This window comes from Humibacillus sp. DSM 29435, assembly GCF_001758225.1.
In the GTDB taxonomy this organism is placed as follows: Bacteria; Actinomycetota; Actinomycetes; order Actinomycetales; family Dermatophilaceae; genus DSM-29435.
Genome location: NZ_MAST01000053.1, coordinates 129,568 through 152,409, shown reverse-complemented (window position 1 = coordinate 152,409; position 22,842 = coordinate 129,568). Strand labels below are relative to the sequence as shown.

Sequence of the window (22,842 nt, the reverse complement as noted above, 5' to 3'; positions counted from 1 at the left end):
CCGGAGGTCGGGCCGGTGCCGCCGTGCCTGACGCCGCACCACCGCACCACCGCACCACCGCACCACGATGGCGACCACGAGGCGCGACCGCGTCACCGGCCCGTTCGGTCGTTCAGGTCGAGGTTATGACCTCGCGGCCTGCTCGATCAGTGAGGTGACCGCCTTGGGGGCCGAGACCATGGGCAGGTGGCCGCTGCGCACCGTGCTGATGTGGGCGCCGGCCCGGTTGGCCATCGACCGTTGCACAGCAGGCGGTAGAACCTTGTCGATCGTGCCGATCTCGTACCACGAGGGGATCGTCTTCCAGGCGGGGGCCGTGGACGGCTCCGTCAAGGCTGCGAACGTGACCGGACGCTGGGTCGCGGCCAGCACCTGCCCGCGCCAGCGAGGTAGGTCGTTCGCGAAGTACTTCACGAACGCCTTCTGGTCGACGAACAGCTCGGTGGTCGGCGTGGGGGCGCCGAGCGGCACCGGGCTCAGCACCCCGGGCAGGTTGAGGGCCGAGTCGGGGCCGGCCAGGGCGATGGCGGGCTCACCCTCGTCTGGGGCGAACGCGTCGAGGTATACCAGGGCCTTGACCTGGCTGGAGCCGGCGGCCGCATCGGTGATGACGGCGCCGCCGTAGGAGTGGCCGACGAGAACGACGGGGCCAGAGATCGAGGCCAGCAGGTCGCGCAGTGAGCTGGAGTCGCCCGACAGACTTTGCAACGGCGTGGCGAAGGTAGTGACGGGGTAGCCGTCATGGATCAGTCGCCGTATCACGGCGTTCCAGCTGGAGCTGTCAGCCCAGGCACCGTGCACTAGCACGACCGTGGGCTTGGTGGTCGCGTGGGTCACCGACGAGGGGGATGCCGCTGACGCTGGCAGGGTGCTCGCCCCCGAGAGAAGCGCTGCGACCGTGACGACGATGGCGCCGACGCGGGCCGGACGTGACGACAGGATGGGCTGGGTGGGCACGAGGGGCTCCTTCAGGGGGTGGTTGTTCTCCCGAAGGCTAGGACGAAGCACGAGGCCGTGACTTCAGTCGGGTGACTGCTTGTCACCGGCAGTCCGGCAAGGCTCAGAGGGTCAGCACCGCGTTCACGACCCGGCCACGGAGGCGGTCTCGCCCCCCGAGAAACCCGAGTTCCAGTACGACCTCGACGGCGGCCACCTGGGCTCCCGCCCGCTCGATGAGCAGACAACAGGCGTGTGCCGTTCCGCCGGTGGCGAGCACGTCGTCGAGCACGAGCACGCGTTGACCGGGGGCGAACGCCTCGGTGTGCACCTCGATCTCGGCCGTGCCGTACTCGAGGGCGTAGCTCTCCTTGAGCACCTCGCCGGGCAGCTTGCCGGCCTTGCGCACGAGCACCATCCCGAGACCGAGCTCGTAGGCGACGGCTGCGGCGAGCACGAAGCCGCGCGCCTCGATGCCGACGACGACATCGACCAGCCCGTCGTAGCGGGTTGCGGTGTCGCGCACCAGCCTGGCGAACGCGGGGCCGTCGGCGAGCAGGGGGGTGAAGTCCTTGAACAGCACACCCGGCTTCGGGAAGTCGGGGATGTCGCGCAACCGGCTCGAGACCATCGCGGCCACAGACTCGACAGCGTCCTCTCGGCCTCCCGCCGTGAGGTCGGCACCGGCCTCGGTGTTCATCGACTCGGTCGGGTCGCTCATACCCTTCAGCGCTTCGACTTCGGTGGCCGCTTGGGCTGGTTGCGTGGACCGGGCTGCGCGTACTTGTGCACCGGGCGAACCTCGAGACCGGCAGCCCCGGTGTGATCTGCAGGAACCGCTGCCGCACCCGTCACGTCGGCGCCGACCCGCATCGGCACAGGCGCGCCTTCGAGCTCGCTCGCTCGAGCATTCTGGCGGTCGCCGTGCTTGGCCACGTACTTCTCCAGCTCGACCACCGCCTTCTCGCCACGGCGCAGGTCGACCAGCAGGGGCGTCGCGATGAAGATGGAGGAGTAGGCGCCCACCGCGATACCGATGAACAGGGCCAGCGAGAGGTCGAGAAGGGTCCCCGGTCCGAGCAGGGTGAAGCCGACTACCAGCACGGCGGCGATCGGCAGCAGCGCCACGACCGTGGTGTTGATCGAGCGCACCAGGGTCTGGTTGACCGCGAGGTTGGCGGCCGCGGAGTAGCTCATCCGCTTGGTGCGGAACGCGTCAGCTGTGTTCTCACGCACCTTGTCGAACACGACAACGGTGTCGTAGAGCGAGTAGCCGAGGATGGTGAGGAAGCCGATCATCGACGACGGGGTGATCTCGAACCCGAACAGGGCGTAGATGCCGACCGTGACGACGAGGTCGTGCAGCAGCGCGACGAGGCCGGCTACCGCCATCTTCCACGTTCGGAAGTAGAGCGCCATGACGATGGTCACGAGGATGAGGAACACGATGAGGCCCTGGATGGCCTGTTTACTGACCGACTCCCCCCAGCTCGGGCCGATGAGGGAGGCGCTGACGGCCGTGGGGGCGACCCCGAAGGCACTGCTCAGTGACTCCTTGGCGGCCTCGGTGCGTTCGCTGGCCGACTCGGTCTGCACGCGTACCGTGCTCTGGCCGATGACCGTCGACTCGACGTTCCCGCTGATGCCGGCCTTCGTGGCGGCCTGCTGGGCCCGCTGCTCGTAGTTCTGGGTGTTGTTCACGCCCGACACCCGGAACTCGGAGCCGCCGCTGAACTCGATGCCGAAGTTCAGACCGCGGGCGAAGATGCCGACGAGGGCGAGGGCGATGAGCACCGCCGACATCGCGTACCAGGTCTTCTGGCGCTTGATGAAGGCGACCGACCGCTTGCCGGTGTAGAGGTCGTTGCCGACCTGCGCGAAGTTGATCATGCCTTGGCCTTCCCCGCCGTGAATCCGGTGGTGCCCGTGACGGGTGCGCCTGAGCCCTTGCCGATGCCGAACTGTCCCCGACCGCGGTAGCGGGGGCTCTCCTTGGCGCCGAGACGCTCAGGGTCGAGCCCCGACCACTTGTGACCGTTGCCGAAGAACTCCGTGCGGGCCAACAGCTGCACCATGGGGTGGGTGAAGAGCACCACGACGACCAGGTCGATGAGCGTGGTCAGTCCGAGGGTGAAGGCGAAGCCGCGAACGTTGCTCGAGGCGAGGAAGTACAGCACGGCGGCCGCGATGAAGTTGACGGCGTCGGCCGCGATGATGGTGCGCCGAGCGCGCTTCCACCCGGCCTCAACCGCGGCGACCAGTGGCCGGCCGTCTCGCACCTCGTCGCGGATGCGTTCGAAGTAGACGATGAAGCTGTCGGCGGTGACACCGATGGCCACGATCAGGCCGGTGACGCCGGCCATCGTGAGCCGGAACCCGACGAGAGTGCCCAGCACGGTCACCGACAGGTAGGTCAAGGTGGCCGCCACGACGAGCGACAGCACCGTGACCAGACCGAGAGCCCGGTACTGGAAGAGGGAGTAGACCACGACGAGCAAGAGCCCGATGGCGCCCGCCAACAGGCCCAGCCCCAGCTGCTCGGCACCCAACTGGGGGGTGATGTCGTCCTGCGTCTGCAGCGCGAACGAGATCGGCAGGGCGCCGAACTTCAGCTGCTGAGCAAGAGCCTTCGCCGAGTCGGTGGTGAACGAGCCCGTTATCGATGCTCGACCGTCGGGGATCGCGGCCTGAGACCGAGGCGCCGAGATCACGACCTTGTCGAGCACGATGGCGAACTGGTCGAGGGGCGTCTGACCCTGCATGTCGAAGAGCCGCTTGGTGACCTCGGCGAACTTCTTCGCGCCGGTGGCGTTGAACGTGAGCGAGACTTCGACGATCGAGGTCGGCTGGCCGTTCGGGCCGGCTTGGAAGCCGCTGGAGGCGTCGGAGATCTCGCTGCCCTTGATCTCGACGGGGCCGAGAACATACTTCGTGACCCGGTCGTCGCCACAGGTGGCGATGGGCAGGGCAGGGTCGTCGACGATCTGGTCGACCGCGCCGGGCTTGCTGCAGTCGAGCTTCGCGTAGTCCTGAGCGACCTGCTTGGCGGCAGCGGGCGCCTTCGCCGCGGCGAAGCCCATGCCGGTGAGCGAGGTGGTGACCTGCTGCTCGATTGCTGCGGCTTCTTCCGCCGCAGTCGGGGCCGTGGGCTGGGGCGCTGGGGTCGTCGCGGCGGGAGCCGAGTTGGCTGGTGTCGACGTGCCCGTGGCTGTGGGGGTGGGGGTGGCCGGGGTGGTCGCGGCCTTGAAGGCATCGGGAACGACCCCGTTTGCGGCCGTCGAGCTCGGTGCCGGCGTGCCACTGGAACCCGTTGCCGTGCCCGATGCCGATGGAGTCGTTGCAGTTCCCGTCGCAGTTCCCGTCGGAGTGCTGCTCGAGGGCGCTGTCGGTGAGGTGGCCGGCGGGGTCACAGTGGCAGGGATGTTGCCGGCTGCTTCGACGAAGACCGCGCGGAAGCTGAGCTGGGACGGCTTACGGATCGCCTGAAGCTGCTCCGGGGTGGGTGTGCCCGGGATGGCGACCACGATGTTCTGCCCGCCGAGGGTGGAGATCTCGGCCTCGGCCACCCCGTTCGCGTCGATGCGCTGGCGGATGATGTCGACGGCCTGGTCGATCTGGCCCGGGCTGACCTGCTGGTTGCCCACGAGCACGGGTTCGAGCACGATCTCGGTTCCGCCCTCGAGGTCGAGGCCGAGACGTGGGGTCAGCTGTGCGCCGCCCCACAGTGCGAGACCTCCGGTGAGAGCCCCGAGGCCGATGATGAACGCCACGAGCAGCGCCAGGCTGCGGGTCGCGATGCGTTTGGTGGAGCTACCAGCCACGGGCGGGCCTCACTGACCGGCGGCGCGGTTCCCGAAGGGTCCTTCGCCGTTGGAGTCGTCGGCGACGTGGTCGCTCGTCTGGGTTTCGGTCACGGCGCTGGGCGTCTCGGTCTGCTTCATGGCCACGGCCCGCCGGTCGACACGAAGGGTCACGCCATCGGCGACCTCGAGCCACGCACTGCTGTCGTCCATGTGCCGGATGGTGCCGTACAGCCCCGACGAGGTGATGATCTGGTCGCCGACGTTGAGCGCCGACGCGAACGCCCGCATCTGCTTCTGACGACGGCTCGAGGTCAGGAAGAGCCAGCCGAGCAACAGCAGCGGCAGGATCAGGATGACGGCTTCCATCAGGCATTCCTTCGTGGTTCGTTCTGAGGATCGTGCGGGGCGTAGACACGCCGCCGGAGTCATGCTGGCGAGGTGCCCGGGACTGGTCATGACCAGAGATCGCTTGGCTGCTCGCATCAACGACCGAGGGCACGGGAAGGTGCCGCGGCAGCGGCGGGGGGTGCCGCACGGAGTCTACGGGTGCCTGCGTCGTTTGTCAGACCGGCACCGACACGGCGGGTCTCATGACTCGAACCGGCCTCCGCCCACGTCGTCGAGCGGCAGGGTCGATGACCAGACTCCTTGCGCGTCGATCGGTGGGGTGAGCCCGAGGTGGCGCCAGGCCAGAGCAGAGGCCGCCCTCCCCCGGGGCGTACGCACCATGAAGCCCTCCCGCACGAGGAAGGGCTCCGATACCGTCTCGACGGTGTCGGGCTCCTCGCCCACCGCCACCGCCAGCGTCGACAGCCCGACCGGGCCCCCGTTGAAGCGACGACAGAGGGCGTCGAGCACGGCACGGTCGAGGCGGTCGAGGCCGCGCTCGTCGACGTCGAACAGGGCGAGGGCCTCCCGGGCGGCGGCGTGGGTGACGCGCTGCTCACCGTGCACCTGGGCCCAGTCGCGCACCCGTCGCAGCAGGCGGTTGGCGATGCGCGGCGTGCCACGCGAGCGCACCGAGATCTCGGCGATGCCGTCGTCGTCGGCCTCGAGCCCGAGCAGCCGAGCCGACCTGTGCAGAATCGTGACGAGGTCGGACGGAGCGTAGAAGTCGAGGTGACCGGTGAAGCCGAAGCGGTCACGCAACGGCGGGGGCAGCAGACCCGCCCGGGTCGTGGCCCCGACGACCGTGAACGGCGGCAGCTCGAGCGGGATGGCGGTGGCGCCGGGGCCCTTGCCGATGATGACGTCGACGCGGAAGTCCTCCATCGCGAGATAGAGCATCTCCTCAGCCCCACGCGACATGCGGTGGATCTCGTCGAGGAAGAGCACCTCACCCTCGGCCAGAGACGACAGCACCGAAGCGAGGTCTCCCGCGTGCTGGATCGCCGGCCCGGACGTGATGCGGATCGGCTGCTCGAGCTCGCTGGCGACGATCATGGCCAGGCTCGTCTTGCCGAGACCGGGCGGGCCGGAGAGCAGCACGTGGTCAGGCGGAGTGCCGCGGCGCTTGGCCGCCTCGAGCACCAGGCCCAGCTGCTCGCGCACCCGGGTCTGACCGGGAAAGTCGTCGAGCCGCTTCGGCCGAAGTGCCGCCTCGACGTACCGTTCGTCGTCGTCGGCTCGGTCGGTGCTCGCATCGACGATGCGAGCTGTGGCGTCGAACGATCCGTCGTGCCAGGTGTCGGGGCCCTCCGGCCCACCGAACCGCCCCGCCTCGCGGGCGCCCGTCACCGGCCGAGCTCCTGCAGCGCCGCGCGCAGCAGCGCAGAGACCCCAGCGCCCTCGGCCGCTCTCGGGGCCACCTTGTCGAGCGCGACGTCAGCTTGACGCGCCGTCCAGCCGAGACCGACCAGGGCCTCGAGCACCTGCTCACGCCACTGCTCATGCTGCGGCTTCGGTTGCGGCACCGCGGCGTCGGTGGCGCCGGGCAGGGCGCCCAGCTTGTCGCGCAGCTCGAGCACCAGGCGTTCAGCGCCCTTCTTGCCGATGCCGGGCACCTTCGTCAACGTGGCGAGGTCGCCGCTGCCGAGGGCGAGGCGCACGGCATCCGGCGAGAGCACAGCCAGCAGTGCGAGGGCGAGCCGCGGGCCAACGCCCGAGACGGTCTGCACCGTCTCGAAGACGTGCTTCTCGGCCTCGGTGGCGAAGCCGTAGAGGGTGAGTGAGTCTTCGCGCACGACGAGCGTGGTGGCGAGCTCAGCCGGTTGACCGAGGTGCACCGAGGTGGCGGTGGCCGGCGTCGTGTGCACCAGCATGCCTACTCCGCCCACCCCCATCACGATGGAGTCGAGCCCCACCTTGAGCACGGTTCCGGACAGTGATGCGATCATCGGAGAGTGGCCTTCGTCGGAGTGCGTGGGACGCGCTTGGGGATGCGGCTGGGCCGGTCGGCCTGGGCCGCGGCCGCTTCAGCGAGACGGTTCTGGGTGCCACCACGCCAGACGTGGCAGATCGCGAGCGCGAGGGCGTCAGCGGCATCCGCCGGCTTGGGGGCGTGGTCGAGCTGAAGCAGGCGGGTGACCATGGTGGTGACCTGGGCCTTGTCGGCGCGCCCGTTGCCGCTGACGGCCGCCTTGACCTCGGTAGGAGTGTGCAGCGTCACGGGCAGGCCCCGCCGTTCGGCGAGGAGCATGACGATCCCCATGACTTGGGCGGTGCCCATGACCGTCGAGACGTTGGTGTCGGCGAAGACGCGCTCGATGGCGACCGACTCAGGGTGATGCCGCTCGAACCACCGCTGCAGCTCGTCTTCGACCGCCACCAGACGCCGCGGTGTCGAGTCGCTGGATGGGGTGCGGATGACGCCCACCTCGACGAGCGTGAGCCGGCGACCGGGGAGGCCGTCGACGACGCCCACCCCGCATCGGGTCAGCCCCGGGTCGACCGCGAGCACGCGCACGGCCTACCTCCTGTCGACGTCGGACGACTCTCACTGCGCGGGCACCACCGACCCGAACAGGTGTTCGGCTCAACGGTAACGAACCCGCTGCCTCGCCGTCGGAGGCGCGCCGATGCAGCCCGACCGGCTCAGGAGGTCACTCGTCGTCGTCGCCGAGCTGGGCCAGCACCTCGTCGGGCACATCGCCGTTGACGTAGACGTTCTGCACGTCGTCGCTGTCTTCGAGGGCGTCGATGACCCGGATCATCTTGCGCGCGCCGTCGAGGTCGAGCGGCACCTTCAGGTTCGGCACGAACGACGCCTCGGCCGAGTCGTAGTCGATACCGGCATCCTGGATGGCCTGGCGAACAGCGACGAAGTCGGTGGCCTCCGAGACGATCTCCCACGAGTCACCGTTATCGTTGACCTCTTCGGCTCCGGCGTCGAGCACGACCTCCAGAATGGAGTCCTCGCTGGCCTCGCCGTGGCTCTGTTCCTTCGGCACGATCACGATGCCCTTGCGGGTGAACACGTACGACACCGAGCCGGGGTCGGCGAGCTGGCCACCGTTGCGGGTCAGGGCGATGCGCACCTCGGCGGCGGCGCGGTTGCGGTTGTCGGTGAGGCACTCGATGAGCACCGCGACCCCACCGGGGGCGTAGCCCTCGTAGGTGATGTTCTGCCAGTCGGAGCCGCCGGCCTCGACCCCCGAGCCACGCTTGACGGCCCGGTCGATGTTGTCGTTGGGTACCGAGGTCTTCTTCGCCTTCTGCACGGCGTCGTAGAGGGTCGGGTTGCCGACCAGGTCACCGCCACCCTGACGGGCCGCGACCTCGATGTTCTTGATGAGCTTGGCGAAGAGCTTGCCGCGCCTGGCGTCGACGATGGCCTTCTTGTGCTTCGTGGTCGCCCATTTGGAGTGGCCGCTCATACGGATTCCTTCGCGTTCGAGGTGATCGTGACGAACTCGGCATGGATGCGGCGGTCGCTGCCCACCTCGGGGTGGAACGAGGTCGCCATCAGGTTGCCCTGCCGAACCGCGACGATCCTACCGGCGGCGGGCCCCTCCCCAACGCGGGCCAGCACCTCGACGGTGGGGCCGGTCTGCTCGACCCACGGCGCTCGGATGAACACGGCGTGCACGGGTGAGTCGAACCCGGCGAAGTCGAGCTGCTGCTCGAAGGAGTCGACCTGCCGACCGAACGCGTTGCGCCGCACCGTGATGTCAAGGCCGCCCAGGGTCTGCTGGTCGGGGCGCGCGTCCGCGATGCGGTCGGCGAGCAGGATCATTCCCGCACACGAGCCGTAGACCGGCATCCCCGCGGAAATGCGCTCGCGCAGGAGGGTCTGCAGCCCGAACGCGCGGAGCAGCTTGTCGATCACGGTCGACTCCCCGCCGGGGATGACGAGCCCGTCGATTCGCTCGACCTCTTCGGGCCGTCGCACGGTGACTGCGGTGGCGCCGAGCTCGGTGAGAGCAGCCAGGTGCTCGCGCACGTCACCCTGCACGGCGAGCACGCCGATCCGCGGGGCAGCTCCACTGGTCACCGTTCGAGCATAGGTGGCCTCGGTCCGCAGGCCGATCACCCCCGCGCAGACGAAGGGGGTACCTTTCCGGAATGACTGCTGCCGCTCTCGACCACCTGCTGGCGGATGCCGCCGAGCTCGACTCCGCCTCGTCCCTGGCTCACGTGCGCGAGCGGTTCAGGCTGCCGGAGGGCGTCATCTACCTCGACGGCAACTCGTTGGGCGCGCTGCCGAAGGCCGTACCTGCGGCCGTGGCCGACGTGGTCACGCGCCAGTGGGGAGAGCAGTTGATCCGCTCCTGGAACGACGAGGACTGGTGGGGTGCCCAGACCCGAGTCGGCGACCAGGTCGGCCGGTTGGTCGGAGCGGCACCGGGGCAGGTCGTGGTCACCGACTCGACCTCCATCAACCTGTTCAAGGCCATCGTCGGCGCGACCCGGCTGCGCCCCGGACGCCGCATCGTGCTCACCGACCCCGACTCGTTCCCGACCGACCTCTACATCACGGATGCCGCTGCCCGCCTCGCCGGCGTCGAGGTGCGTCGGGTGCACCCCGACGAGGCCCTCGCGGCGATCGCCGAGGCCGGCGACGAGCTCGCCGTCGCCTCGTACTCGCAGATCGACTACCGCACGGGTGAGAAGTGGGACCTCGTGGCCCTCACCGAGGCGGTCCATGCTGTCGGTGGTCTGATCTGCTGGGACCTGTGCCACTCGGCCGGGGCGATGGAGGTCGACCTCGACGCGGGGCAGGCCGACCTCGCGGTCGGTTGCGGGTACAAGTACCTCAACGGTGGTCCGGGCGCCCCCGCCTTCCTCTACGTCGCCGAGCGCCACCTGGCCGACTTCGACCAGCCCCTCACCGGGTGGCACGGCCACGCCCGACCGTTCGAGATGGGGCCGAGCTACGACCCGGCCCCCGGCATCACGCGGGGCCGGGTGGGCACCCCGCCGCTCATCTCGCTCCTGGCCCTGGAGGCCGCCCTCACCGCCTTCGAGGGCCTCTCCCCCGCCGACGTGCGCGCCCAGTCGCTGTCGGTGACCGGCACCTTCATCGCGGCCCTCGACACCCTCGGGGTCGACCTGCCCCTCGCCACCCCTCGCGAAGACGACCGCCGCGGCTCGCAGGTCTCGCTGCGGCATCCCGAAGCCTTCGCGGTGGTGTCGGCCCTCATCGCCCGCGGCGTGATCGGCGACTTCCGCGAGCCCGACATCATCCGTCTCGGCTTCGGACCGCTGTACGTCACCCATGCGGATGCCGTGAACGCCGCCGAGCACGTGCGTGCCGTGCTCGACTCGCGAGAGTTCGAACGCCCCGAGTTCGCCGAGCGCGGAGCCGTCACCTGACCGAGGCATCCGCGCGGCCACCGCCGGACCGCCGCCAGCCGCATCCTCGGCGCCCACCGTCACACCATTCTGCGCAACACACCGAGTAGTCCTCAACTCACCGGGTAGTTACTCGGTGAGTTGAGGACTACTCGGTGTGTTGCGGCGGGCCGGGCCGGGCGCGAGACGCACCGGGTCCGGTCCTGGCGGCGGGTCAAGGGGCGTGCACGAATGTGAGCACGTGCTCGGCCAGCACCGGGCCGGCATCCTCCTGCAGGAAGTGACCGGCACCCACGATCGTCGGGTGACCTCGACCCGCCGCACCGGGCAGCCGCTGCTCGAGCACCGGCCGCATCGCAGCGGTGATCGGGTCGGAGTCGGAGAAGGCGAGCAGCACCGGCAGGTCGAGACCTCCCAGCACCCGCCACGCGGCGCGGTTGGCCTCGGTGGCCGGGTCGTCGGGCGTGGTCGGCACGATGAGCGGCATCGCCCGCGGGCCCGCCTTGAAGGTCTCGGCCGGGAACGGCGCGTCGTAGGCGGCGCGCTCGTGCGCCGACAGCGGGTGCACGCACCCGCTCGCCACGAGCCTTCCCACATCGAGGCGCTCCGCCTTCTCGACGGCGCGACGAAACTGCCACCACACCGGCGGCATGTCGTGGTCGCCCGTCGGCAACCCGGTGTTCGAGGCGACGAGACGGCCGACGAGACCCGGCTCCTCGGCTGTGAGGCGCAACGCGATGAGGCCGCCCCAGTCCTGCCCGAACAGGGTCGCACCCGACAGCCCGAGCTGATCGACCAGCAGCGACCGCACCCAGCCGACGTGGCGAGCGAAGCTGTGGTCGGCGATCCTTGTCGGCTTGTCAGACCGGCCGAAGCCGATGAGGTCGGGCACGACGACGCGGCAGCCGCCGTCGGCCAGCACCGGGATCATGGTGCGGTAGAGGTAGCCCCACGTGGGCTCACCGTGCAGCAGCACCACGACCGGGCCGTCGTCGGGCCCGTGCTCCACCCACGCCATCTCGACCGCCGCGCCGTCGGGGGCGGTGACCGTGGCGCGCCGCACGTCATACGGGTAGTCGGTGAGCGAGTCGAAACGCTCGGGCGGAGTCTGCAACAGGTCCATCAGCCCATCATGGCGCGTGGGATGCCGGACGGCCCGCCCTGGGGGCGGGTCAGTCGTTGAGCGCGCTCCAGCGACGGAACGGCTCGGTGGGGTCGTCGGTCTCGCCCTGCACCAGGGGCAGGTTCTGCTCGTCGGTCGGCTTGCTGTACTCCGCGTAGAAGGTGGACAGGCTCATGTAGCGGTTGCCGTCGTCGTAGTGCTCGCCCTCCTGCTCGCGGGTGGCGGCGAACACGACGCGGTCGGGAGTCGCGTAGTAGAGCGCTCCGAGGCACATCGGGCACGGGTAGGCGGTCACGTACATCTCGTAACCCGTGAGGTCGGTGATGCCCTGCAGGGCGGCCGCCCGAAGAGCGGTGATCTCGGCGTGAGCCGTTACGTCACCGGTCTGCGACACCTGGTTGGCCGCCTCCACAACGACTGCGCCGTCTTTGACGATGAGGCAGGCGAAGGGCTTGCCGCCGGCATCGACGTTGGTGTTCGCGAGCTCGACCGTCCGCTCGAGGAGGGCCTGGTCGATTTTGGTGTCGTTGCTCATTCGGGGAACTTCTCCTGGTCTGCGAGCCCGGTCGGCGGTGTGGCTCGCGGTAGTGGACGTGGCGGTCATCAGCTCTCGAGAACCGATCGTCACCAGCCTCTCAGATCCGCGTTGCATCACGGTCACGCATCGGTGAGGCCCAGAATGCGAGAATCCGGCATTCGTGTCATATGTTCCGCTGGTGAACACCTCCCGCGGCCTGACCCGCCTCAGCGTGCTGGCCTTGGCCGCGCTGCTGTCCACCGCCTGCAGCGGCTCTCCGGAGGCCGGGCCGGGCCCCTCAGTCACCGCCGCCGGTCAGACGTCGCTGGGCACATCTTCGAGCGCGCCGGCCACGTCTTCCTCCTCCACTCCCACCCCTTCCTCGACGTCCAGCGCAGCGCCGGCCGCGGCTCCCCGCCGCACCGCCAAGGACCTGAAGAAGGCGCTCATCGGCGTCGACGACCTGCCCTCGGGATGGTCGGTCGAAGCGTCCTCCGGCAGCGGCGGCGACCAGCCCGCTTCGTCATCGAGCAACCCCCGCTGTGCGGGCCTGAACGCGCTTCTCAACACGAACGACCTCGCCGGGAGCCAGGCCACGGCCGAGACCAACTTCAGCGGCGGTGCCGACGGCCCGTTCGTGAGCCAGCGCATCGACGCGCTGGGATCCGCCGGTGCCGCGTCCGCGACCGTGCGAAAGATCAGCACCCTGGCTGCGGGCTGCGACTCCGTGACGCTGCGGCTACCCGGCCAGGGTTCGTCGAAGATGGCCATCAGCCAAGTGAGCGCGCCCAAGGTGGGAGGCAAGCCCTACGCCGTACGCCTGGCGGCCACCGGCGGCGCGCTCGACGGGCTCGAGGTGACCTTTCTCTGGGCTCCCGTCGGAGACGTCGTGCTTTCGCTCAACTTCATCAATGCCTACCCCGAGGAGTTCGACGGCATCTCCACCGACGCGCACTCGAAGCTCACCGACGTTCTCAAGGTCAGCTCACAGACGACCTGACCCACGGCGGGTCGTCGGGTCGTCGGGTCGTCGGGGCGGCTACCAGCCGATGCTGGTCAACATCGCCTTCGCGATGGGCCCGGGGTTGCGGATCGTCTCGCCCGACCCGATCGCCGGCGTCATGAGCGAGTTGGCGTTGCCGGCCCGGTAGGTGGCCTCGTCGAGGTGCGAGTAGCTGCTGCCACCCTGAAAGGTGCTGGGGGCGTAGAGCCGGGCGGGACGGTTGGCGTTGGCCGCCCGCACCTTGGCGGTGTCGAAGTAGACACTGTTGCTGCGCAAGGCGCTACCCAGGGCCGTCGAGTTGTCGGCGAGGCTCAACAGGCTCGTGCCGGCCCCCGTCTCGGTGTAGCGGTCGTACGAGAACGGGTACCCGCCGAGCCGCACACTGCCGGCCGAGCCGCTGACGTTGCCGACCCCGAGAAACCCGACCCCGTGACCCAGCTCGTGCAGCACCACACTCGTGAAGTCGTACTTTCCGGCCGGCACGGCACCGGTTCCGTAGTGCCAGTTGCTGAAGCTGCTGCTGAAGCGGGCCGTGATGTCGGCGGTAGGGCTCAGCTGAGACCCGGAGCGCTTGTTGGCGATCGCGTCGGCGTACCAGGTTCCCTTCAGGGGGGCTCCGGCGAAGTCGCGCCAGAGGTTGGTCGGGCCCGCTGCTCCGAGCACACCTGGCCCCAGCGGCTCGAAGCTGGCGCTGACGGTGATGGGCACGGGCGAGCTCAGCTGTTGCGACCAGATGTTGACCGCTCGCTGGAAGGCCGCCTTGGCAGCCGGCGTGAAACCCCGGTAGGTGACCGTGAAGGTTGCGGCGTTGACCCTGTTGCGCGACGCCTGCCCCGACGCATCGGCGGCGGGAACGATCGAGGGCACCGAGAGCGGCGTGCCGACCCGCACCTCGGTCAGGGCCCCGGGCCGCGAGCCCGGGGTGACGCCAGGCGCGGGTCGAGCCGACGCCGAGGTCGGGGCCATGGCGACCATCGCCCCGACGAGCGTCACGAGAGCAGGTGCGGCCAACGCTGAACGTACGGATCTCATCTTCGAGCCTCTCCCAGGGACGCCGCGGATGCGGCCCGGCCGCCCGGTGGCGGGCCGACCTGATGAGGCTAGCGATTCATCCCGTTCGCCGCACTTGGGAGATTTGGTGGGTTCGTCTACCAGCCGCGCTCGGCAAGCCGGTGCGGTTGCGGGATGTCGTCGACGTTGATGCCGACCATCGCCTCCCCGAGGCCGCGGGAGACCTTGGCGATCATGTCGGCATCGTCGTAGAAGGTGGTGGCCTTGACGATGGCCTCGGCACGTTGGGCGGGGTTGCCCGACTTGAAGATGCCAGACCCGACGAAGACGCCTTCGGCGCCCAGCTGCATCATCATGGCCGCATCAGCCGGGGTGGCGATGCCGCCGGCGGTGAAGAGCACCACGGGCAGCTTGCCGGCCTGGGCGACCTCCTTGACGAGGTCGTACGGTGCCTGCAGCTCCTTGGCGGCGACATACAGCTCGTCTTCGGGCAGGTTCTGCAGGCGGCGGATCTGCTGGCGGATCTGACGCATGTGCGTGGTGGCGTTGGACACGTCGCCGGTGCCGGCCTCCCCCTTCGAGCGGATCATGGCGGCGCCCTCACTGATGCGACGCAGGGCCTCGCCCAGGTTGGTGGCGCCGCAGACGAAGGGCGCCGTGAAGCGCCACTTGTCGATGTGGTTGGCGTAGTCGGCCGGGGTGAGCACCTCGGACTCGTCGATGTAGTCGACCCCGAGGCTCTGCAGCACCTGGGCCTCGACGAAGTGGCCGATGCGGGCCTTGGCCATCACGGGGATCGAGACGGTGGCGATGATGCTGTCGATCATGTCGGGGTCACTCATGCGCGAGACCCCGCCCTGGGCGCGAATGTCGGCCGGAACCCGCTCGAGGGCCATGACGGCCACGGCACCGGCATCCTCAGCGATCTTGGCCTGCTCGGCGGTGACGACGTCCATGATGACGCCTCCCTTGAGCATCTCGGCCATTCCGCGCTTCACGCGGGAGGTGCCGGTGCTGGTCGAGACGGTGTCGTCGGGCTGGTTGACGGAAGTGCTCACGCTGTCCTGCTTTCTCGGGGATGTCACCCCAAGGATAGAGCGGGATGCTGCTCAGCCCGCAGCCGGTTCCCGGCTGAGGTGCTCGGGCATCTCGTCGTCGAACTCGATCGTATGCGGCAGCGGCGTGTGGCCCGCCAGCCGGAAGAGCCGGACGGCCCATTTGGTTCGGACACGCCGCACGTCGGTGATGGCGTCGTTGTGGAAGCGCCTCGCCAGCTGCACCCGGTTGCACGCCGACACGATGCGCGCCAGATGCTCGTCACCCACGGCGCCCCGAGCCCGGAGGTCGTCAACGGTGTGGCGGCTGAGGGAGACGTCGAGGGCCTCCGTGAGGTCGTTCTCGGCGACCTCACGGGCCTCGCCGTACTCGTCCGGCGACTCGAGCGAGTCGACGGCCGCCCCCCCGAGGATCAGCGAGGTGGCACCATCGAGCAGGCCGCTGTTGGCCAGCTCGAGGGCGGCTTCGGCCCGGCGCACGAGGCGAGCATCGAGGGCCGCCAGCGTGCCGCTCAGCCGGACGTGCAGCCGATCCAGGCGGGCGGCGGTGTAGCTGAGGTACCACGCGGCCACGACGATGACGAAGAGAACCGCGAAGAACCAGGTGAGGAAGTGGATCACCAGCTCGGCCCACCGTGAAGGAGCCGGTTCCACCGGGTTCGGGGCTCGCTCCGAGCGGCCAGGCGCCCCTCGATCACCGTCTCGTACACCGCCATGATCTGGTCGGCCACGACCGACCAGTCGAACCGCGCGGCCCGGGCACGACCCGCCGCCGACAACGACTCGCGGCGGGCGGGGTCGCGTAACAGCGCGAGCAGCACCGCAGCGAGGTCGCCAGGCTGCTCGTTGCGGAACAGCGCCCCACTGCGCCCACCGTCGAGCACCCGCGAGAAGGCTCCGATGTCGCTCGCGAGCACGCAGGCGCCGGCCGACATGGCCTCGATGAGGATGATGCCGAAGCTCTCCCCGCCCGTGTTGGGCGCGACGTAGACGTCGACCGAAGCCAACAGCTCGGCCTTCTCCTCATCGCTCACCGCGCCGAGGAACTCCAAGGCGGCAACGACGTGCGCCGGCATCCCCTCGGTGATCTCGTCAGGGTCTCCGGGGCCGGCCACGAGCACCCGTAGCCCGGGCACCTGCGCCAGCACGGCAGGCAGGGCGGCCGCCAGCACGGGCAGGCCCTTGCGGGGCTCACCCATCCGGCCGAGGAAGGCGATGGTCGGGCGGGTCGGCGTGCCGGTCCACCGCGCGACGTGTCGAGCGTTCGCGAACCGCTCGACGAACACGCCATTGGGGATGACGACGGCGTCGCCACCGATGTGTGTCGTCACGGTGCGGCGAGCGTCTTCGCTGACCGCGATGCGCCCGGCGATCTTCTCCAGGCTCGAACGAAAGATCGGGAAGGCGGCCTGCATCGAGCGAGAGCGCACCATGGAGGTGTGGAAGGTGGCCACGATGGGGCCGTCGGCGGCCATCAGGGCCAGCACGCTGACGCTCGGGGTGACGGGCTCATGCAGGTGCAGCACGTCGAACTCACCGGCATCCAGCCAGCGGTTCACCTTGGCCGCGGCCACGGGCCCGAAGTTGAGGCGGGCGACCGACCCGTTGTAGCGCACGGCCGTGGCGCGGCCCGCGGAGACGACATAGCCGGGCAGCGTCGTCTCGCTGTCGGCCGGTGCGAGCACCGAGACCTGGTGGCCCTGGCCGATGAGGTACTCGGCGAGGTCACGCACGTGAAACTGCACCCCACCCGGAACGTCGAAGGAGTAGGGGCAGACGATACCGATCCTCACGTCGACTCCCCCTCGGTCACGGCCGCCGGGGCAGGGTCGCGAGCAGGGTCGCGAGCGGGGTCGAGGTCGTCGACGAAGATCTTCTGGAGCATGTGCCAGCTCGAGGTGTGGGCCCGGATGGTGACGGCGAGGTGGTCGGCGCACTGTTGGATGAGATCCTGGGCCTTGACGGCGCTGCTGCCGCCCACCCTAGGCACCAGCCGCGGCGAGAACTCGATCACGGTGCGATGACCGCCCAGGCCGGTGCCCTTCGGGGCCGGCTCGTAGTGGATCGCCGCGCAGTAGAGCGGAGCCCCGGTCATGAGCGAGAGCACCGCGGGCCCCTTGGCCATCCGCGCCGGGTGGCCGAGCAGGTCGACCTCGACGCCGTGCCGGGTCAGGTCGCGGTCGCTCGCCAGGGCGATGGCCCGGCCCCCGGCCCGAGCGGCCACCAGCAGGGAGGCGAACGGGTCGTCGCCACCGGTGAGAGGGATGATGTCCATGTCGATGCTGTTGCGGAAGGCCACGAACTCCTGGAAGACCTCTTCCGGCTTGAGCCGCTCGGCGACGGTCGTCACCGGCGCGAGGTTGCTGGCCGCCCAGGCGGCCGCGAGGTCGAAGTTGCCGAGGTGTCCGACGAAGACGACCACGGTCTCGCCCCGGCGCGCGAACTCGAGGGGACCCTCGAGGCCCGTCACGCGCACGGCGGCATCGATGCGGTCGCGACCGGTCGACGGCAACCGGAACGCCTCGCAGTAGTAGCGCATGTACGAGCGCATCCCCGCCCGCACGAGCTCGTCGAGCTCAGCGGCATCCAGCTCGGGGCGAGCTCGCGCGTAGTTCGAACGGAGCCGGGTGAGGCCCTTGCCTCCGCGAAGCACGGCGATGTCGGCGATGCGGTCGAAGAGGGCGTAGGCCACCGGCTCGGGCAACGCCTTGAGGCTCGACCAGCCGATCTTGAAGCCGAGCACCGAGACGGTGTCGGTCGCGCTGCGGCTGAGGCGGCCGAGGCGACCGAGGCCGGTCAACTCGATACCTCGCCGGCCGCCAGGGCCTGACGCCGCACGGTCAGCATCCGTTGGAGAACCGTGACGAAGCTGGCGACGGCGAGCAGCGCCAGCACCACCCCGAGCAACAGGGTCGAGTTCAGCAGGTCGGCGAAGAAGGTCGCCACGAGCACGGCGACCAAGCGGTCGGCCCGCTCGGCGATGCCGACGTTGGCGGTGTAGCCCAGGCCCTCGGCTCGCGCCTTCGCATAGGAGACCACACTGCCGAGGATGAGGCACGCGAGCGCCAGGCCGGCCATCCAGCGGTTGTCACCGGGGCCGGCGTAGTAGAGCACCAGCCCACCGAAGATGGCAGAGTCGCCCACCCGGTCGAGGGTGGAGTCGAGGTAGGCGCCCCACTTGCTCGAGCGGCCCGACTCGCGGGCCATGATGCCGTCGACCGTGTCGGAGAAGACGAACGCCGTGATGACCAGCACCCCGATCCACAGCTGACCGCGGGGGAAGAACGCCAGGGCACCGGCGCAGACCCCGACCGTGCCGATGACGGTCACCACGTCGGGGCTGATACCCAGACGCAGGAACAGATGGGCGATCGGCGACAGCAGCTTGGTCATCGACGCGCGTAGAAGTCTGTTGAGCATGGTGGGGACAGCCTACTGACCGACGAGACCGACCTTGACCGATCGTGACCGAACGAGGCGCACCGGGCGCTCGGCCTGGGGTCGGCGGCGCAGTTGGCGTCGTCAGCGGGGCCAGTGGGCGACGATGCGCTGCCGGGTGTCCTCGAGCAGCACCGGAAGCGCCTTGGTCTGCCCGACGATGGGCAGGAAGTTCGAGTCGCCGCCCCAGCGCGGCACGACGTGCTGGTGCAGGTGAGCGGCCACCCCGGCCCCGGCGACCGCGCCCTGGTTCATGCCGAGGTTGAACCCGTGGGGCTCGGAGGCGGCCTGCAGGGCCCGTACTGCCGCCTTGGTCAGGGCGGTGAACTCCGTCGTCTCGTCGTCGGTGAGGTCGACGTAGAGGGAGACGTGCCGGTAGGGGCAGACGAGCACGTGGCCAGGGTTGTACGGGAAGAGGTTCAGCACCACGTAGCAGTGCTCGCCGCGGTGCACGATGAGACCGTCCGCGTCGGTGCGGCCCGGGGCCCGGCAGAACGGGCAGCCATGGCCGGCCTCGTCGGTCGGTCGCTCGCCCTCGATGTAGGCCATCCGGTGAGGGGTCCACAGCCGCTCGAACCCGTCGTCGACGTGCGCGAAGGCATCGTGCGGTTCGAGGGTGACGTCGACGGCAGGGTCGTTCGCCTTCTCGGTCATGCCGCCGATCCTAGGCTGCGTGTCCACAGCCTCGTCACGCCCTTCCGTTCCGTTCGAGGTATTGCTCCGCGCTCGGGCGCGTCGGAGCACCCGATCCGACAGGATGGCTGTTGTGAACCGGCCCGACGACCTCGTTGGCACCTGGATCGAGGCCTTCGCCTCGACCTCGACCGGTTGGGACTTCTCATCGCTGTCCGGAGCGATGGACGAGCCCGAGCCGCCGTGGAGCTTCGACCGGCTCAGTGTCGATGCTCTGGCCGGCGACGATAGTGCGCTCGACATGGGCACCGGTGGAGGTGAGCAGCTGATCCGGCTTGTCGAGGCGCTGCGGTCTCGCGGCTTGCGCTGCCCGGCCCTCGTCGCGACCGAGGGGTGGCCGCCGAACGTGCCCGTGGCCACCGCGAACCTCGCGCCCTACGGCATCCCCGTGCAGGTGTACGACGCCGACACGGGCGAGCGGATGCCGTTCTGCGACGAGAGCTTCGCGGTGGTGTTGAACCGACACGAGGCCTACTCCCCCACCGAGGTGCACCGGGTGCTGCGGCCCCAAGGTCGCTTCCTCACCCAGCAGGTCGGGTCGCTGGACGCCCGCGAGACCACCGACTGGTTCGGCAGACACGCCCGGCCGGAGTGGACGCTCGACCGAGCATCGACCACGCTGCAGGATGCCGGGTTGACCGTGGTCGCCGCCGATGACTTCGTCGGGGCCTACCGTTTCGACTCTGTGACCACGCTGCTGCGCTACTTCGCCCTCGTGCCGTGGGACCTGCCCGATGGCTTCGCCGTGACCGACCACCTTCCGGCGCTGACCGCCCTGCACCTCGGCGTCGAGGCCGGGAAGCCTGTCGAGCTCACGCTGCACCGCTGGTACGTCGAGGCCCGTCGCTGACCGGCTCCGCGACCGACGGCGTGTCCTGCGCGGCTCCCGGCCCAGCCCGCGTTTGAATGAATCTGGCCCTGCGACGTATGAGATCGCAGGGCCTTTGGCCTGCCCTCTGGGCCGGATCCCGCCACGGTCCGACTCCCGCGGGCCAGCCCCGGCCGACACCGCCCCCAGCCAGCCACGGTCCGACTCCCGCGGGTCAGCCCCGGCCGACACCGCCCTCAGCCCGCCACGGTCCGATTCCCGCGGGCCAGCCCCGGCCGACACCGCCTTCAGCCCGCCACGGTCCGACTCCCGCGGGAGCATCTGCCCGGCAAAAGGTGAAGGCCCCGGGAAGTATGAGTTCCCGGGGCCTTCGGTCGACGCGGTGTGATGGCCCGTGTCGAACGAGTCCGCTCCGGCTCTCACTCGCCGCATCACCGGTAAGCCCGTGCAGGTTGCCCCGCTCGGAAGGAGTGCCTTCTTGGTCTCGATCCCCAGGCCGCCGAAGCGATCTGGTAAGAGATGTCTACGGTGAATCCGACTCGTTGGCAAGCCTTTTCGCAAAGTTCACGTAAACGTGGGCGTGTCGTCGGCGTGTCGTGTGACTGCTGGGTCAGATGAGCGCACACTCGGTTGGCGCCCTCCTGACGCAGCACTCACACCTGCACGTGCGCGTCGATCGCTGCGACGATCTCCGCGATCGCCTCCTCGATCGGCACCCCGTTGCGCTGCGATCCGTCGCGGAACCGGAACGACACGGCATCCGCGGCCCGGTCGTCCTCCCCGGCGATGAGCACGTACGGCACCTTCGACTTGCTGGCGTTGCGGATCTTCTTCGGAAAACGGTCGTCGCTGTCGTCGAGCTCGACGCGCACCCCTCGGCGCTTGAGCCGGTCGAGCACGCCCTGGAGGTAGTCGGCGTACTCGTCGGCAACCGGCACCGCGAGCACCTGCACCGGCGAGAGCCACACCGGGAACGCCCCCGCGTAGTGCTCGACCAGCACACCCAGAAAACGCTCGACCGAGCCGAACTTGGCCGAGTGGATCATCACCGGCTCCTGGCGGGTGCCGTCAGCCGCCTGGTACTCGAGACCGAACCGCTCGGGCTGGTTGAAGTCGTACTGGATCGTCGACATCTGCCACGTGCGCCCGATGGCGTCGCGGGCCTGAACCGAGATCTTCGGGCCGTAGAACGCCGCGCCGCCGGGGTCTGGCACCAGCTGCAGACCCGACTCGGTGGCCACCGCCTCGAGAATCGACGTCGCCTCGGCCCACTGCTCGTCGCTGCCGATGAACTTGTCCTTCTTCTCACCGTCGTCTCGCGTCGACAGCTCGAGGTAGAAGTCGTCGAGGCCGAAGTCGCGCAGCAACGACAGCACGAAGCCGAGCAGGTGCTTGATCTCGGCCGGTGCCTGTTCGCGCGTGACGTACGAGTGCGAGTCGTCCATCTCGAGGCCGCGAACCCGGGTCAGCCCGTGCACGACGCCCGACTTCTCGTAGCGGTACACCGAGCCGAGCTCGAACAGGCGCAACGGCAGCTCCCGGTAGCTGCGGCCCCGCGACCGGTAGATGAGGTTGTGCATCGGGCAGTTCATGGCCTTGAGCTGGTACTTCGCGCCCTCGAGCTCCATCGGCGGGAACATCGTGTCGGCGTAGTAGGGCAAGTGCCCCGAGGTGTGGAAGAGCCCGTCCTTGGTGATGTGGGGGGTGCCGACGTACTCGAACCCCTCCTCGATGTGGCGGCGCCGCGAGTAGTCCTCCATCTCGCGCTTGATGACTCCGCCCTTGGGGTGGAACACCGGCAGGCCGGAGCCGAGCTCGTCGGGAAAGGAGAAGAGGTCGAGCTCGGCGCCGAGGCGACGGTGGTCACGCCGCTCGGCCTCGGCGAGGCGCTCGAGGTGAGCTCTCAGGTCTTCCTTGCTCTGCCACGCCGTGCCGTAGATGCGTTGCAGCTGCGGGTTCTTCTCAGATCCGCGCCAGTAGGCCGCCGCTGACCGGGTCAGCTTGAACGCGTTGCCGATCATCTTCGTGCTCGGCACGTGCGGCCCCCGGCACAGGTCTCCCCACGCCCGGCTGCCATCGCGGCGCAGGTTGTCGTAGATGGTCAGCTCGCCGCCACCGACCTCGACGCTCGCGCCGTCCGCCGCGTCACCGGCATCCGGGCCCTTGAGACCCACCAGCTCGCACTTGTACGGCTCGGCGGCCAGCTCGGCCAATGCCTCTGCCTCGGTCACGACACGCCGCGCGAAGGTCTGTCCCTCGTTGATGATGCGCTGCATCGCCTTCTCGAGGGCCTTGAGGTCGTCGGGCTGGAACGGGGTCTCGACATCGAAGTCGTAGTAGAACCCGTCGCGGATGGGCGGGCCGATGCCGAGCTTGGCGTCGGCGTTGACCTGCTGCACGGCCTGGGCCAGCACGTGGGCGGCCGAGTGCCGCAGCACCGAGAGGCCTTCTTCGCTGTCGATCGTGACGGGCTCGACGATGTCACCGTCGGCCAGCACGTGAAACAGGTCTCGCAGCTCACCGTTGACGCGGGCCACCACGACCCGGCCGGCGGATGGGTCGCCCTCGAAGAGCTCGCCGGCCGTCGTCTGCTCGCCGACCGATCGCTCGCTTCCGGCGACGGTGACGGTGATCGGTGCAGACATGGGTGGTGACTCCTTGGGTGTGGGGCGGCAAGCCAGATGGTGGCGCCTCAATGGGA

The 22,842-nt window shown here is 69.5% G+C and carries 23 protein-coding genes; 3 read left to right on the top strand and 20 right to left on the bottom strand.

Going from position 1 to position 22,842, the window contains the following annotated elements; genetic code table 11:
* Positions 1 to 123: 123 nt before the first annotated feature.
* The 10 genes from BA895_RS21820 to pdxT all read right to left on the bottom strand — a co-directional run bounded on the left by BA895_RS21820 (position 124) and on the right by pdxT (position 9,171).
* Complete coding sequence (locus BA895_RS21820; RefSeq protein WP_254666602.1) at positions 124 to 957, bottom strand: alpha/beta fold hydrolase; 834 nt, start codon at positions 955 to 957, stop codon at positions 124 to 126.
* A gap of 103 nt (positions 958 to 1,060) precedes the next feature.
* Positions 1,061 to 1,567, bottom strand: a complete 507-nt coding sequence (locus BA895_RS21815) for an adenine phosphoribosyltransferase (RefSeq protein WP_371327745.1) — start codon at positions 1,565 to 1,567, stop codon at positions 1,061 to 1,063.
* A gap of 95 nt (positions 1,568 to 1,662) precedes the next feature.
* Entirely contained in the window at positions 1,663 to 2,826 is a 1,164-nt protein-coding gene (gene secF / locus BA895_RS21810; protein WP_070193978.1) for a protein translocase subunit SecF, read from the bottom strand.
* Entirely contained in the window at positions 2,823 to 4,757 is a 1,935-nt protein-coding gene (gene secD / locus BA895_RS21805; protein WP_070193977.1) for a protein translocase subunit SecD, read from the bottom strand. Before secD ends, secF begins: the two co-directional genes overlap by 4 nt.
* Before the next feature lie 9 nt (positions 4,758 to 4,766).
* Positions 4,767 to 5,105: a preprotein translocase subunit YajC gene (yajC, locus tag BA895_RS21800; protein WP_070193976.1), complete on the bottom strand. Its 339-nt coding sequence runs from the start codon at positions 5,103 to 5,105 to the stop codon at positions 4,767 to 4,769.
* A gap of 222 nt (positions 5,106 to 5,327) precedes the next feature.
* Positions 5,328 to 6,476 carry a Holliday junction branch migration DNA helicase RuvB gene (gene ruvB / locus BA895_RS21795; RefSeq protein ID WP_070193975.1) on the bottom strand — a complete coding sequence of 383 codons (1,149 nt, stop codon included), beginning with the start codon at positions 6,474 to 6,476 and terminating at the stop codon, positions 5,328 to 5,330.
* On the bottom strand, positions 6,473 to 7,075 hold the full coding sequence (gene ruvA / locus BA895_RS21790) for a Holliday junction branch migration protein RuvA (protein ID WP_070193974.1): 603 nt from the start codon (positions 7,073 to 7,075) through the stop codon (positions 6,473 to 6,475). The genes ruvB and ruvA overlap by 4 nt, the downstream gene beginning before the upstream one ends.
* A complete protein-coding gene (ruvC, locus tag BA895_RS21785) occupies positions 7,072 to 7,644 on the bottom strand; it encodes a crossover junction endodeoxyribonuclease RuvC (protein WP_070193973.1) in 573 nt (190 codons plus the stop codon). Before ruvC ends, ruvA begins: the two co-directional genes overlap by 4 nt.
* 136 nt (positions 7,645 to 7,780) lie before the next feature.
* On the bottom strand, positions 7,781 to 8,554 hold the full coding sequence (locus BA895_RS21780) for a YebC/PmpR family DNA-binding transcriptional regulator (RefSeq protein ID WP_070193972.1): 774 nt from the start codon (positions 8,552 to 8,554) through the stop codon (positions 7,781 to 7,783).
* The gene (gene pdxT, locus BA895_RS21775; RefSeq protein ID WP_070194054.1) at positions 8,551 to 9,171 is read right to left on the bottom strand and encodes a pyridoxal 5'-phosphate synthase glutaminase subunit PdxT; all 621 of its coding nucleotides are present in this window, start codon (positions 9,169 to 9,171) and stop codon (positions 8,551 to 8,553) included. Before pdxT ends, BA895_RS21780 begins: the two co-directional genes overlap by 4 nt.
* A gap of 71 nt (positions 9,172 to 9,242) precedes the next feature.
* On the opposite strand from pdxT, the gene kynU reads away from it, so the two are divergent.
* The gene (kynU, locus tag BA895_RS21770) at positions 9,243 to 10,493 is read left to right on the top strand and encodes a kynureninase (RefSeq protein ID WP_070193971.1); all 1,251 of its coding nucleotides are present in this window, start codon (positions 9,243 to 9,245) and stop codon (positions 10,491 to 10,493) included.
* Between the two features lie 193 nt (positions 10,494 to 10,686).
* Here the strand turns inward: kynU and BA895_RS21765 are convergent, their stop codons facing one another.
* Both BA895_RS21765 and BA895_RS21760 read right to left on the bottom strand, forming a co-directional pair.
* On the bottom strand, positions 10,687 to 11,595 hold the full coding sequence (locus tag BA895_RS21765; RefSeq protein ID WP_070193970.1) for a haloalkane dehalogenase: 909 nt from the start codon (positions 11,593 to 11,595) through the stop codon (positions 10,687 to 10,689).
* Positions 11,596 to 11,644: 49 nt separating this feature from the next.
* The gene (locus BA895_RS21760) at positions 11,645 to 12,130 is read right to left on the bottom strand and encodes a nucleoside deaminase (protein ID WP_070193969.1); all 486 of its coding nucleotides are present in this window, start codon (positions 12,128 to 12,130) and stop codon (positions 11,645 to 11,647) included.
* A 181-nt stretch (positions 12,131 to 12,311) separates the two neighbouring features.
* On the opposite strand from BA895_RS21760, the gene BA895_RS21755 reads away from it, so the two are divergent.
* The gene (locus BA895_RS21755; protein WP_070193968.1) at positions 12,312 to 13,112 is read left to right on the top strand and encodes a sensor domain-containing protein; all 801 of its coding nucleotides are present in this window, start codon (positions 12,312 to 12,314) and stop codon (positions 13,110 to 13,112) included.
* A gap of 39 nt (positions 13,113 to 13,151) precedes the next feature.
* Here the strand turns inward: BA895_RS21755 and BA895_RS21750 are convergent, their stop codons facing one another.
* The 7 genes from BA895_RS21750 to BA895_RS21720 all read right to left on the bottom strand — a co-directional run bounded on the left by BA895_RS21750 (position 13,152) and on the right by BA895_RS21720 (position 19,273).
* Positions 13,152 to 14,147: a hypothetical protein gene (locus BA895_RS21750; RefSeq protein ID WP_139142826.1), complete on the bottom strand. Its 996-nt coding sequence runs from the start codon at positions 14,145 to 14,147 to the stop codon at positions 13,152 to 13,154.
* A gap of 116 nt (positions 14,148 to 14,263) precedes the next feature.
* Positions 14,264 to 15,184 carry a pyridoxal 5'-phosphate synthase lyase subunit PdxS gene (gene pdxS, locus BA895_RS21745; RefSeq protein WP_070193966.1) on the bottom strand — a complete coding sequence of 307 codons (921 nt, stop codon included), beginning with the start codon at positions 15,182 to 15,184 and terminating at the stop codon, positions 14,264 to 14,266.
* A gap of 51 nt (positions 15,185 to 15,235) precedes the next feature.
* Complete coding sequence (locus tag BA895_RS21740) at positions 15,236 to 15,802, bottom strand: hypothetical protein (RefSeq protein WP_139142825.1); 567 nt, start codon at positions 15,800 to 15,802, stop codon at positions 15,236 to 15,238.
* Positions 15,799 to 16,974, bottom strand: a complete 1,176-nt coding sequence (locus tag BA895_RS21735; RefSeq protein WP_070193965.1) for a glycosyltransferase family 4 protein — start codon at positions 16,972 to 16,974, stop codon at positions 15,799 to 15,801. The genes BA895_RS21740 and BA895_RS21735 overlap by 4 nt, the downstream gene beginning before the upstream one ends.
* The gene (locus tag BA895_RS21730) at positions 16,971 to 17,981 is read right to left on the bottom strand and encodes a phosphatidylinositol mannoside acyltransferase (protein ID WP_083283651.1); all 1,011 of its coding nucleotides are present in this window, start codon (positions 17,979 to 17,981) and stop codon (positions 16,971 to 16,973) included. The genes BA895_RS21735 and BA895_RS21730 overlap by 4 nt, the downstream gene beginning before the upstream one ends.
* Positions 17,978 to 18,601, bottom strand: a complete 624-nt coding sequence (gene pgsA, locus BA895_RS21725; protein ID WP_070193964.1) for a phosphatidylinositol phosphate synthase — start codon at positions 18,599 to 18,601, stop codon at positions 17,978 to 17,980. The genes BA895_RS21730 and pgsA overlap by 4 nt, the downstream gene beginning before the upstream one ends.
* Before the next feature lie 102 nt (positions 18,602 to 18,703).
* Entirely contained in the window at positions 18,704 to 19,273 is a 570-nt protein-coding gene (locus BA895_RS21720; protein ID WP_070193963.1) for an HIT domain-containing protein, read from the bottom strand.
* 112 nt (positions 19,274 to 19,385) lie between these two features.
* Here BA895_RS21720 and BA895_RS21715 point away from each other — a divergent pair, with 112 nt between their 5' ends.
* Positions 19,386 to 20,162 (top strand): class I SAM-dependent methyltransferase, encoded by a 777-nt coding sequence (locus BA895_RS21715; RefSeq protein WP_083283650.1) that lies wholly within the window; start codon positions 19,386 to 19,388, stop codon positions 20,160 to 20,162.
* A 632-nt stretch (positions 20,163 to 20,794) separates the two neighbouring features.
* On the opposite strand, the gene thrS is transcribed toward BA895_RS21715, so the two are convergent.
* Positions 20,795 to 22,786, bottom strand: a complete 1,992-nt coding sequence (gene thrS, locus BA895_RS21710; protein WP_070193961.1) for a threonine--tRNA ligase — start codon at positions 22,784 to 22,786, stop codon at positions 20,795 to 20,797.
* Between the last annotated feature and the right edge of the window lie 56 nt (positions 22,787 to 22,842).

Bases quoted from the DNA above. Each gene is read 5' to 3' on its own strand.
- thrS (WP_070193961.1), bottom strand. From the start codon at position 22,786: ATGTCTGCACCGATCACCGTCACCGTCGCCGGAAGCGAGCGATCGGTC.
- secF (WP_070193978.1), bottom strand. From the start codon at position 2,826: ATGATCAACTTCGCGCAGGTCGGCAACGACCTCTACACCGGCAAGCGG.
- ruvA (WP_070193974.1), bottom strand. From the start codon at position 7,075: ATGATCGCATCACTGTCCGGAACCGTGCTCAAGGTGGGGCTCGACTCC.
- kynU (WP_070193971.1), top strand. From the start codon at position 9,243: ATGACTGCTGCCGCTCTCGACCACCTGCTGGCGGATGCCGCCGAGCTC.
- BA895_RS21750 (WP_139142826.1), bottom strand. From the start codon at position 14,147: ATGAGATCCGTACGTTCAGCGTTGGCCGCACCTGCTCTCGTGACGCTC.
- BA895_RS21720 (WP_070193963.1), bottom strand. From the start codon at position 19,273: ATGACCGAGAAGGCGAACGACCCTGCCGTCGACGTCACCCTCGAACCG.
- BA895_RS21765 (WP_070193970.1), bottom strand. From the start codon at position 11,595: ATGGACCTGTTGCAGACTCCGCCCGAGCGTTTCGACTCGCTCACCGAC.
- pgsA (WP_070193964.1), bottom strand. From the start codon at position 18,601: ATGCTCAACAGACTTCTACGCGCGTCGATGACCAAGCTGCTGTCGCCG.
- BA895_RS21760 (WP_070193969.1), bottom strand. From the start codon at position 12,130: ATGAGCAACGACACCAAAATCGACCAGGCCCTCCTCGAGCGGACGGTC.
- BA895_RS21815 (WP_371327745.1), bottom strand. From the start codon at position 1,567: ATGGTCTCGAGCCGGTTGCGCGACATCCCCGACTTCCCGAAGCCGGGT.
- BA895_RS21780 (WP_070193972.1), bottom strand. From the start codon at position 8,554: ATGAGCGGCCACTCCAAATGGGCGACCACGAAGCACAAGAAGGCCATC.
- yajC (WP_070193976.1), bottom strand. From the start codon at position 5,105: ATGGAAGCCGTCATCCTGATCCTGCCGCTGCTGTTGCTCGGCTGGCTC.